Origin of the sequence: Trabulsiella guamensis ATCC 49490, assembly GCF_000734965.1 — a bacterium.
GTDB classification, from domain to species: domain Bacteria; phylum Pseudomonadota; class Gammaproteobacteria; order Enterobacterales; family Enterobacteriaceae; genus Trabulsiella; species Trabulsiella guamensis.
This window is the reverse complement of record NZ_JMTB01000077.1, coordinates 1-11470: the sequence shown is the minus strand read 5'-3', so window position 1 is coordinate 11470 and position 11470 is coordinate 1. Positions and strand designations below refer to the sequence as shown.

Annotated in this window: 10 protein-coding genes and 1 pseudogene; 9 read left to right on the top strand and 2 right to left on the bottom strand. The window is 56.3% G+C overall.

Translation table 11 applies throughout. The features are described 5' to 3' along the window. Window positions 1–16: 16 nt before the first annotated feature. Entirely contained in the window at window positions 17–664 is a 648-nt protein-coding gene (gene narP / locus GTGU_RS11125; protein ID WP_038156795.1) for a nitrate/nitrite response regulator protein NarP, read from the bottom strand. Window positions 665–1173: 509 nt separating this feature from the next. Between narP and nrfA the strand changes: the two genes are divergently transcribed. From nrfA to GTGU_RS11080, 9 genes and pseudogenes are all read left to right on the top strand, one after another. After that, a complete protein-coding gene (gene nrfA, locus GTGU_RS11120) occupies window positions 1174–2610 on the top strand; it encodes an ammonia-forming nitrite reductase cytochrome c552 subunit (RefSeq protein ID WP_038156793.1) in 1437 nt (478 codons plus the stop codon). Window positions 2611–2656: 46 nt separating this feature from the next. Beyond that, window positions 2657–3223 (top strand): cytochrome c nitrite reductase pentaheme subunit, encoded by a 567-nt coding sequence (gene nrfB / locus GTGU_RS11115; protein ID WP_038156791.1) that lies wholly within the window; start codon window positions 2657–2659, stop codon window positions 3221–3223. Then, window positions 3220–3891, top strand: a complete 672-nt coding sequence (gene nrfC, locus GTGU_RS11110) for a cytochrome c nitrite reductase Fe-S protein (RefSeq protein WP_038156789.1) — start codon at window positions 3220–3222, stop codon at window positions 3889–3891. The genes nrfB and nrfC overlap by 4 nt, the downstream gene beginning before the upstream one ends. Beyond that, entirely contained in the window at window positions 3888–4844 is a 957-nt protein-coding gene (gene nrfD / locus GTGU_RS11105; protein WP_038156787.1) for a cytochrome c nitrite reductase subunit NrfD, read from the top strand. Before nrfC ends, nrfD begins: the two co-directional genes overlap by 4 nt. Window positions 4845–4861: 17 nt before the next feature. Then, window positions 4862–7085 (top strand): annotated as a pseudogene (gene nrfF, locus GTGU_RS11100) (heme lyase NrfEFG subunit NrfF); the annotation flags it as partial. A gap of 75 nt (window positions 7086–7160) precedes the next feature. Further along, window positions 7161–7790 carry a heme lyase NrfEFG subunit NrfG gene (gene nrfG, locus GTGU_RS26900; protein ID WP_425427433.1) on the top strand — a complete coding sequence of 210 codons (630 nt, stop codon included), beginning with the start codon at window positions 7161–7163 and terminating at the stop codon, window positions 7788–7790. Between the two features lie 118 nt (window positions 7791–7908). Then, a complete protein-coding gene (locus GTGU_RS11090) occupies window positions 7909–8619 on the top strand; it encodes an ABC transporter ATP-binding protein (protein WP_038156777.1) in 711 nt (236 codons plus the stop codon). After that, the gene (locus tag GTGU_RS11085; RefSeq protein WP_038156775.1) at window positions 8616–9584 is read left to right on the top strand and encodes an ABC transporter substrate-binding protein; all 969 of its coding nucleotides are present in this window, start codon (window positions 8616–8618) and stop codon (window positions 9582–9584) included. Before GTGU_RS11090 ends, GTGU_RS11085 begins: the two co-directional genes overlap by 4 nt. Before the next feature lie 36 nt (window positions 9585–9620). Beyond that, entirely contained in the window at window positions 9621–11282 is a 1662-nt protein-coding gene (locus GTGU_RS11080; protein ID WP_038156773.1) for an ABC transporter permease, read from the top strand. Between the two features lie 43 nt (window positions 11283–11325). Here the strand turns inward: GTGU_RS11080 and GTGU_RS26845 are convergent. After that, the coding region (locus GTGU_RS26845) for an autotransporter outer membrane beta-barrel domain-containing protein (protein WP_156963996.1) at window positions 11326–11470 on the bottom strand (145 nt) is incomplete at its 5' end.

Genomic DNA, 11470 nt, shown 5'->3' with positions numbered 1-11470 from the left:
CGACTGTCAGCAAGAATTACTGAATGCCGCGCGTTTGCAGGAACAGGATCGTCGCGGCAACCCGTGAACGGACGTTGAGTTTGCGCAGCAGATTGCGAATATGCACTTTCACCGTCTGTTCGGAGATATCCAGCACTGACGCAATCTGTTTATTCGACAGGCCGCGCGCCAGTTCATGCAATACATCCAGCTCACGTTCGGTCAGGACGCTAAAAAGATCATTTGTGCCTCCGGCGTTCTCGCGCTCCTGCAGGTAAGCGAATACCCGCTCACTAAACGCATCGCCGCCGTTGGCGCTGTTGCGGATGGACTCCAGCAGCTCCTCCGGCTCGCCGTCTTTTAGCAAATAGCCATCTGCGCCTGCATCGATCATCGCGTAGATGTCACTGGCTGCGTCGGAAACCGTAAGAATGACGATTCGCGCGGTGACGCCATCTCGGCGCAGCGCCCTGAGTGTGTCCAGTCCGCTCATTCTTCCCATATTGAGGTCGAGCAGGATGAGATCGAGGTCGTTCTGATTCGCAAGTTCAATGGCTGTCTGACCATCGCCCGCTTCAGCAACTACGTTAAAAACACTGTCGAGTTCCAGTAACTGACGAATCCCTCGTCTCATGAGGGGATGGTCGTCCACGATCATCACCTGAAAGGAGGTGGTCCCAGGCATAACAGACTCCATGGCCATAAAGTACCTCAAGGGTATTATTCATTATTGTTATTGCGTGTGTGATTTTCCAGATTCGCACCAGTGCGATAAGAACAAATATTACCTTATTTATGTCAGGGGCAATAAGGGAAAACGGCTCAATGTTCATGCCACGTCGCAAAAATAAGTATTCATAGAAATAGGGTCTTCATGATTTCAGCTTTCTGACACATCGCCATAGACAGAAAAAACGAAAAATATAAAAATTATTTAATAACAAAGAGTTATCTTGTTCTTATAAATCATACCAACAAAGGGTTTACGGGTTTATTGATTTCAGTGCGGCGATCTAACCCTAAAGGTGTATTTAACATGCATTTACATTTGATTAAAAACAACATTATTGTTGTGGTTTTTTGTTACATATAGAAATGAGTAATGTCATGACGGTTTTTTGTGCGGTTACTGTCATGGAAGAAAAATAACAGAGCCGCCATTTTACCCGGTGGCGCAATCTGGACGAGGCCCCTATGGCAAGGATAAAAATAAGCGCACGCCGTATTTTCAGCTTGATTCTTCCCCTCTGCTTTATCTTTAGCGCCAATGCTGAACCAACGGCTGTACCCGCAAAATCTGCACCCATTGAGGCAAAGAACGAAACCTTCGCCTCTAAAAACCCTGATCAGTATCAGTCCTGGAAAGCTACCAGCGAGCAGTCAGATCGCGTTGACGCGCTGGCTGAAGATCCTCGTCTGGTCATCCTCTGGGCGGGGTACCCTTTCTCTCGCGACTATAACAAACCTCGCGGTCATGCTTACGCGGTGACTGACGTCCGCGAGACGCTGCGTACCGGTGCGCCGAAAAACGCGGAAGATGGTCCGCTGCCAATGGCCTGCTGGAGCTGTAAGAGCCCGGATGTGGCGCGTCTGATCCAGAAAGAGGGTGAAGACGGTTACTTCCACGGTAAATGGGCACGCGGCGGCCCGGAAATCGTCAATAATTTAGGCTGTGCCGACTGCCACAATACCGCTTCTCCTGATTTTGCACAGGGCAAACCGGCGTTGACCCTGTCACGTCCGTATGCCGCGCGTGCGATGGAAACCATTGGCAAGCCATTTGAGAAGGCCAGCCGTTTCGATCAGCAATCGATGGTATGTGCTCAGTGCCACGTTGAATACCACTTCGATGGCGCAAACAAAGCCGTGAAATTCCCGTGGGATGACGGCATGAAAGTTGAGGATATGGAGAAGTACTACGACGCCATTACCTTTGCTGACTGGGTTAACCCACTGTCCAAAACCCCGATGCTGAAAGCGCAGCACCCTGAGTATGAAACCTGGACTGTTGGCATCCACGGCAAAAATAATGTGACCTGTATTGACTGCCACATGCCGAAAGTGCAGAACGCCGAAGGCAAAACTTACACCAGCCACAAGATCGGCAATCCATTCGATAACTTCGAGCAGACCTGTGTGAACTGCCATACCCAGGATAAAGCCACGCTGCAGAACATCGTTGCCGAGCGTAAAGAAGCGATTCGCGTGCTGAAGCTGAAAGTGGAAGATCAGATTGTGCGTGCTCACTTTGAAGCGAAAGCCGCGTGGGATGCGGGCGCGAAAGAAGCAGACATGAAACCGATTCTGGCGGATATCCGTCATGCGCAGTGGCGCTGGGACCTGGCTATCGCTTCTCACGGTATCCATATGCACGCGCCGGATGAGGGGTTGCGGATGCTCGGCGGCGCGCTGGATAAAGCCGCTGATGCACGTACCAAACTGGTTCGTCTGCTGGCCACTATGGGTATCACCCATGAAATTCCAATGCCGGATATCTCAACGAAAGAGAAAGCCCAGGCAGCAATCGGCCTGAACATGCAGCAGATCAAAGCTGAAAAAGAGGACTTCCTGAAAACGGTAGTTCCGCAATGGGAAGAGCAGGCACGTAAAAACGGTCTGTTAAGCCAATAACCCCTGTATCCGCCCCTTGCGGGGCGGATTGATCAATGGAGTGAATATGAGCGTACTACGTTCGTTATTAACTGCCGGGGTGCTGGCGTCAGGCCTGTTATGGAGCCTTTCCGGGATGTCCGAAACGCCAGCGCCACAGGATCCCGACCAGCGCTGGACGGTGACCCAGCAGCGCAATCCGGATGCCGCATGTCTTGACTGCCACAAACCCAATACTGAGGGGATGCACGGCAAACATGCGTCAGCGATTAACCCGGGTAATAAACTGCCCGTAACCTGTACCAATTGTCACGGTAAGCCATCGCCGAAACACCGTGAAGGTGTGAAAGATGTCATGCGTTTCAACAATCCGATGTATACGGTAGAGCAGCAGAATAGTGTCTGTATGTCCTGCCATTTACCGGAACAGTTACAGAAAGCGTTCTGGCCTCACGATGTCCATGAGACAAAAGTGGCCTGCGCCAGTTGCCACCAATTGCATCCACAGCAGGATAAGATGCGGGCGCTGGACGATAAAGGGCGGATTAAGTTGTGCGTAGATTGCCACAGCGATCAGCGTACCAATCCGCACTTTAATCCGGCGTCAGTGCCCCTGTTTAAGGAGCAGCCATGAGTTGTTCACGTCGCCAGCTAATCACCCGTATGGGCGCGCTGATTGCGATCAGCGGGGCGGCGGGGCAGATTGTGGCAAAAACGCTGAATATTAACGGAGTGCGTTACGGCATGATCCACGACGAGTCGTTGTGCATCGGCTGTACCGCCTGTATGGATGCCTGCCGGGAGGTGAATAACGTCCCGGAAGGCGTATCGCGGCTTACCATCATTCGCAGCGAGCCGATTGGCGAATTCCCGGACGTGAAATATCGGTTTTTCCGCCATTCATGCCAGCACTGCGATCTTGCGCCTTGCGTAGATGTGTGCCCGACCGGCGCCTCTTATCGTGACGCGGCAAATGGTATTGTGGACGTGAATCCAGACCTTTGCGTGGGTTGCCAGTACTGTATCGCTGCTTGTCCGTACCGCGTTCGTTTTATCCATCCGGTTAGCAAGACGGCGGATAAATGCGATTTTTGCCGGAAGACCAACCTCAGACAGGGAAAACTGCCTGCCTGTGTTGAATCCTGTCCGACGAAAGCGCTCACCTTTGGCAATCTGGACGATCCCAACAGCGAGATCTCTTGCCTGTTGCAGCAAAAAGCGACTTACCGCTTCAAGCTGGCGTTGGGAACGAAGCCGAAAGTCTATCGCGTCCCTTTTAAATATGGAGAGGTGAGCCAATGACCCCCGCTTCTGCTTTCCATTTTGAGTCGCTGGTCTGGGACTGGCCGATTGCGATTTACCTGTTCCTGATCGGTATTTCTGCCGGGTTGGTGACGCTGGCTGTACTTCTGCGCCGTTTTCATCCTTCCGAGGGAACCGCAGAAAGTTCGCTGATGCGCACCACCCTGTTCGTCGCACCATCCACTATTATTCTTGGCCTGGTGATTCTCATCTTCCATCTGGCGCGGCCATGGACATTCTGGATGTTGATGTTCAACTACAGCCTGACGTCAGTGATGTCGATGGGGGTACTGCTGTTCCAGGTTTACATGGTGGTGCTGATCCTGTGGCTGGCGGAAATTTTCGAAAACGAGACGATCGCGCTGCAACAGAAGTACTTTCCGCGTCTGACGTTTGTTGAGAAGGTGCTGAAACTGCTGACGACGCTCCAGCGACCACTGGAAACGGTCATGCTGGTGCTGGCCGTGCTGCTGGGCGCCTATACGGGTTTCCTGCTCTCGGCGCTCAAGTCCTACCCGTTCCTGAATAACCCGGTGTTACCGGTGCTGTTCCTGTTTTCGGGCATCTCATCCGGTGCGGCAGTGGCATTGATCGCGATGGCGTTTCGTCACCGCAATAACCCGCACAGTACAGAACTCCACTTTATCCACCGCGTCGAAAAACCGGTCTTCTGGCTGGAAGTCTTCCTGCTGGTGGCCTTTTTCGTCGGGCTGGCGCTGGGCGATGACGGCAAAATGCGTGCGCTGGTTGCCGCGCTGGGCGGCGGGTTCTGGACATGGTGGTTCTGGATTGGCGTGGCGGGTATTGGTCTGGTAGTACCATTGTTGTTGAAACGGTGGGCGACGCGTGATTCTGCCTTTGTTGGCGCGCTCATTGTCAGCGGTGCCAGTCTGACAGGCGTCCTGCTGCTGCGTTTCTTCATTCTTTATGCAGGACAGTTAACAGTGGCGTAAGCCCGGCAAGGTGATTTCTGGAACTGTTTGTACCCGAAGCGGGTTTTCTGGCATTACTGCTTAGCCTCGGGGCCAGCCTGCTGACCCCGCTGGCGACGCTCACGGGCGTTCGCCTGCGCTGGCGGGGTATGACTCGCCTTGCGGTCGTCGGTGTGTGGTTGCAGTTTACTTTCCTGCTGCTGGCGTTTGCGATACTGGTTCAGAGTTTCATCAGCGATAACTTCACGGTGGTCTACGTTGCTCAACATAGCCACCGTGCGTTGCCTCTGGGGCTTAAAATCGCGGCAGTATGGGGCGGACATGAAGGCTCCCTGCTGCTGTGGATTTTCTTCCTTTCCGGCTGGAGCGCGCTGTTCGCCTGGCGCTACCGGCAACAAACTGACCCGTTGTTCGCGTGGACGCTGGCGCTCCTGTCGGTGCTGACCGCCTCGTTGCTGCTGTTTGTTGTCCTCTGGTCGGATCCTTTCGTTCGCCTGTTTCCGCCTGCGGTGGAAGGGCGTGACCTCAACCCGATGCTGCAACACATCGGGCTGATTCTGCATCCGCCGCTGCTCTATCTCGGCTATGGTGGATTGATCGTGGCTGCTGCCGTCGCACTGGCGTCATTGTTGCGCGGCGGGTTCAGCGCGGCGGTGGCGTGGGTTTGCTGGCGTTGGGCATTGCCTGGCTGGTGCGCGCTGACGCTCGGTATCCTGCTGGGATCGTGGTGGGCCTATTGTGAGCTGGGCTGGGGTGGCTGGTGGTTCTGGGACCCGGTAGAAAATGCCTCACTGATGCCCTGGCTGTCAGCGACCGCGCTATTGCACAGCCTGTTTGCGTCGCGGCAGCGAGGGATTTATCGCCACTGGTCGTTGCTGCTGGCGATACTGACCATGATCCTGTCACTGCTTGGTACACTCATCGTCCGCTCGGGGATCCTGGTGTCGGTACATGCGTTTGCGCTGGATAACGTGCGCGCGGTACCGCTTTTTGCGCTGTTCGCGCTGTTAAGCCTGGGCTCGTTGTTGCTGTATGGCTGGCGGGCGCGGATGGAACGCCCGGCGGCGCGTTATACCGCCCGGTCGCGGGAAATGTTAATCCTTGTATCGTTGTTGCTGTTCGCTGCCGTGTTGCTGATTGTCCTGATCGGCACGCTTTATCCGATGCTGTATGGTCTGGCGGGTGGGGGAAGACTTTCCGTTGGTGCTCCCTATTTTAACCTCGCCACACTGCCGTTTGGCCTGCTGATGCTGATAACGCTCGGCCTGGCCGCAGGGGCTTTCTGGAAGCGCTCGCCGGCCAGTAACTGTTGGCGCAGGGCAGGTATCCTCGTCATTTCGCTGGCGACGGTGGCGTTTTGCTGGTCACAGGGTGCGCAGGTGGCGCTTCCCGGCGGGCTGGTCGCTGGTGTGATGGTGTCGCTGTGGGGGCAACCCCTGAGTCTGTTGAAGCGGCAGTTGCCCGCGTTGCTGGCGCATACCGGCGTGCTGCTGGTCGCGGCCGGCATTATCTTCTCCAGCGGCAGCCGCCAGGAGATCAGCATCAATCTCGCCCTGAAGCAAAGCGTGACGCTGGCAGGTTATACGTTCCGTTTCGAACGGCTGGAACAACGGGCGAAGGATAATTACACCACCGAAAAGGCGTTTATCGACATTTATAAAAATGACGAACGTCTCGGTACGCTGACCCCGGAACGCCGCTACTATTCCGCGCGTCGCCAGCAGATGGTTGAACCCGCCATTAACTGGGATTTGCTGCATGACCGCTATGTGGTGATCGGCGAAAAAACCGGTGAGAATCGTTTTGCCATGCGTTTTTATGTGCAGACAGGCATTCGCTGGATCTGGGGCGGCGGCTTGTTGATGATCGCCGGTGCTCTGCTGAGTGGCTGGCGCGGGAGACGTTGCCATGACTAGAGTTATTCTCTTTCTGTTATCGCTGTGGATGGCAGGCAGCGCGCAGGCGCAGATTGTCGATACCTGGACGTTTGCCAGCGCTCAGCAACAGGAAACGTCGCTCAGTATTGCCCGTCAGCTCCGCTGCCCGCAATGTCAGAATCAGAACTTACTGGAATCCAACGCGCCAGTGGCGGTCAGTATGCGTCATCAGGTGTTTACTATGGTGGCGGAAGGGAAGAGCGAAGCAGAGATCACCCGCTGGATGACGCAGCGCTATGGTGATTTCGTCCTCTACAGTCCGCCGCTAAAACCGCAGACGTGGATCTTATGGGGTCTGCCGGTACTGTTGATCCTGTTACTGGGCGGCATTTTCCGCAAGGCTGCCCGGGCGTTACCGGGCACGGTGGGCGACACGCTGGCTCACGAACTGCAACAGGATCTGCGGGGATCTCAGGCGACTCAGGCGACTCAGGCGACGCATAGCCCGGTGCCGGTACGTCTGCTGTGCGCCGCTGCGGTGCTGGTGATGCTGGCATGTCTGACTGGCTACGGGCTGTCATCGCGACCGGCTGCCGTGATGGCCGAACAGCAGCGTCTTGCCGATCCACTGCGCGCATTTTCCGCCGAACGAGAGCCCGAAAAACAGCTCATCGCCCTGCAGGACAAAATTCGCGCCACGCCGCAGGACAGCGCCCTGTGGGCGACGCTCGGCGAGTATTACCTTTATCGCAACGCGTTTGACAACGCTCTGCTGGCCTATCAGCGGGCGCTGGCCCTGCGTGGTGAAAATGCGGAACTCTACGCGGCGATGGCGACGGTGCTCTATTATCAGGCAGGGCAGAACATCACGCCTGAGACCCGCAAGATGATCGACCATGCGCTGGCGCTGGATGCCGGTGAAGTCACTGCGCTGATGTTACTGGCTTCCGACGCGTTCATGACCGCCGACTACAAACAGGCGATCGCCCTCTGGCAGCAGTTGCTGGATGCCAACAGTCCGCGCATCGACCGGGCTAAACTGATTGAAGCCATTAATCTGGCGACCATGCTGAAAAACCAGCAGCAATAACCTCCCCCGCGTTTCCTTATCAAAAAACGTCTGAAATTAGGGCATCACCACGCTGTCATTGCGCGGTCATAAACGCAGCCTACAGTGGCGGTCATTAAATCCCAAAGAGGATAACAATATGTTGGCTCCCCTGGTGTTCACTGCCATTGATCTCAAGGGCGTCTCTTATGCCTTTGGTCAGCACCGCGTTTTGCATGATATCGATCTCCACATTGCTGCCGGAAGCGTGGTCGCGCTACTTGGCCCGTCAGGTTGCGGCAAAAGCACGCTGTTGCGTCTGCTGGCCGGACTGACGCCTCCCGAAGCCGGTGAAATCCATTTTGGTGAACGTCTGGTCGCTAAAGCGGGGTGGTCGTTGCCGCCTGAAGCGCGCGATATCGGCATGGTTTTCCAGGATTACGCGCTGTGGCCGCACATGACGGTCGCGCAGAATGTGGCGTTTCCGCTGAAGATGCGCAATGTTCCGCGCCGCGAACGAGACGCACGGGTGGTGCAGGCACTGACACGGGTCGGACTGGCTGAATTCCTCGATCGTAAACCGTCAGGGTTATCCGGCGGTCAGCAGCAGCGCGTGGCGCTGGCGCGCGCCATCGTTGCCGAACCCCGCGTGCTGCTCTTCGATGAACCGCTCTCGAATCTCGACAGTGAACTTCGTGAATCGCTGTGCCTCGAGATGGCCGGCCTGTTGCGCCAGCTCGGCACCACTGCCATCTATGTCACTCATGACCGCCGGGAAGCGGAAATTCTCGCTGACCGGATTGTGCATTTATCGGCTGGCAGCGTCGCTGTCGACCGCCTTGTTACTTCATCCTCAGGGGAGTTCGCATGAAAACCGTAATGTCCATGAAAAAAGGAGTGCTGTTAGCGATGGTGTTCTCTTCCGTCATGATGTCCAGCGCTCAGGCGCTGACCGTGTACACGGCGGGCCCAGGCTCGCTGGCGAAAAATCTGGCGACCGGGTTTGAGAAAAAAAACGGCGTGAAGGTCAATATTTTCCAGGCGACCACTGGCAAAGTGATGGCGCGTCTGGAGGCTGAACAGGCCAATCCACAAGCTGATATTCTGATTTCCGCGTCGGTGGATACGGCGGAAGATCTGCATAACCGCGGCTGGCTGTTGCCGTATCAGAGTGCCAATGCTGACAAGGTGCCTGCGCAACTGAAATCGACGGATTACGTCGCCCAGGGCGTGTCGGCGCTTGGCATCGTATGGAATACCAAAAGCGGGACGCCGGAGCCGAAAGAGTGGCAGGATCTGACTACCGCAGCATTTAAAGACAACGTCACGACGCCGGATCCGTCGCTGTCCGGCGCATCGCTGGATCTGTTGATTGGCCTGCAAAACGGTATGGGCGATAAAGCCTGGGCGCTGTTTGATGCGCTGAAAAAGAACGGCATGGTGGTGAGTGGCCCCAACGCACAGGCGGTGACGCCGGTGATGCAGGGTGCGAAAGCGGCGGTCTTCGGCGCGGTGGATTATGTGTCCTATGGCAATATCAGCCAGGGTGAGTCGCTAAAGGTGATTTTCCCGGCCAGCGGCACGGTTATTGCGCCGCGTCCGATGATGATCCTCAAATCCACGCAACACAGCGACGACGCGAAAGCGTTTGTTGACTATGTGCTGTCTCCGGAAGGCCAGACCATGGTGGCGGACGCCTGGCTGATGCCTGCCCGCAATGATGTTCCGGCTAAACGCCCGCTGTTCAATGAGCTGAATGTCCTGCCGACCAAAAGCGATGGTACCAGCGAGCGTGGTGATGTTCTTAAACGCTTCAGCGCGCTTTTCTCCTTATAACGATAACGGGGGCAACCCCGTTTTCAGGATCATACCGTGAAACAGAAAATCCTTTCTGCGGCAACGCTGGTGCTGCTGGTGGTTCTGGTGGCACTGCCACTGGTGTTTATTGTGCTGCAGGCAGTGTTTCCGCAATTCAGCGCCGGGTCGTTTGCGCATGCGTTCAGTGGTGTTTCCGCATTGCTGGCGGAACCGCAGTTACCAGACATGCTCGGCGGAACTTTACAGATTGCGCTCGGCGTGGCGCTGGTCAGCGCGTTGATTGGTTTTCCGCTGGGCGTCGCGCGAGGGCTGTTTTCGCTTCCATTCCCTCGATTGTGGGATCTGCTATTTCTGATCCCATTCCTGACGCCGCCTTACATCGCGGCGCTCTCCTGGATGCTGGTGTTACAGCGCAGGGGGTATCTTGAGCAGTTAACGGGTATCGACCTTAATGATTTGCTGTTCAGCAAAACCGGTATCGTGCTGGTGATGGCGCTGAACATTTTCCCGGTCGTCTATTTCGCGGTGTCGCGCAGCCTGCTGGCCAGCGGACAACGTCTGTCTCTGGTCGCCCGCGTACACGGTGCCAGTGCATGGCGGGCGTTCTGGCATATCACATTGCCGATGGTTTCCCCGGCGCTGGCGGCGGGAATGCTGCTCGCTTTTACGCTGGCGATTGAGGAGTTCGGCGTCCCCGCGGCGCTGGGAACGCGCTCCGGCGTCGTGATGCTGACGACCGGCATTGAGAAAAAGCTCGCCGACTGGCCAGTCGATCTCTCCGGCGCATCATTGCTTTCCGTGGTGCTGGTGGCGATCGCGCTTTGTGCGTGGTGGTTACAGCGCACGCTGACCGGTAAAAAAGAGGTCACCAGTATTACCGGCAAGCCGACGGAGAATTGCGGGGCGGAACCAGGTCTGCTGGCGATACCGATGGTCATTTTGATGACTGTCGTCGGATTGCTGGCTGTGGTGTTACCTGGCGCGTCAATGGCGTTGTCCGGGGTGTTGTTGACGCTGTCGGGCGGTGTGAAGCTGGATAATATGACTGGATCGCACTATGCGGCGTTGTTCAGTCAGCAGGGGGATGCATTGTTGGCGTCAGGCACCAGTCTGTCACTGGCCCTGGGTGCCGCGTGTGTTACCGGGCTGGTGGGGTTACTCGCCTCGTGGCTGGTGGTGGTGCAGAAGATTAAAGGGCGTGCGGTCATCGACGCGCTGTCGCTGATCCCGGCGGCGCTACCGGGTATTGTGGTTGGCGTGGGGCTGATCCTGCTCTGGAACCGCGCGTTCTGGCCCATCTCACCCTATAACAGTTGGGTTATTCTGCTGCTCTCTTATTGTTGCTTATTGCTGCCGTGGCCGGTGCGCTACATTGGCAGCGCGTTGCGTCAGCTCGGCGGCAACCTGGAATCCGCTGCGCGCGTACATGGCGCCTCGCCATTCCAGGCGTTGCGTTTTATCGTATTGCCGCTGGTATTTCCCGCTTTGCTCGCCGCTATGCTTATGGTCTTTGCGATCGCCTCCCGCGAGCTGGTGACCTCGCTGCTGCTGGCACCTGCCGGTATGCAGACAGTGTCCGTGTTTATCTGGCGTCAGTTTGAACAGGGAGCGGTCGGGCAGGGGATGGCGATGGCAACCCTGACGCTGGTGACAGGGCTTATTTTGATGCTGACAGCGCTGGGCATTATGCAGCGTGGGGGGCGAGGGGAACGGTAAAAATCAGGTTGCCGGGCAACATCGTCGCCCGGCAACGCTTTCATCAGAACGAGGCTTTAATACCAATCATCGCCGCGGTATCGCTGTAGCCTTTGTCACCGATCTGCTGACCGACGTTACCCCACAGGGTGACGTTCTTCGTCAGCTGACCTTCTACACCGGCTTTCAGTTCACCAATATTGCGGGCG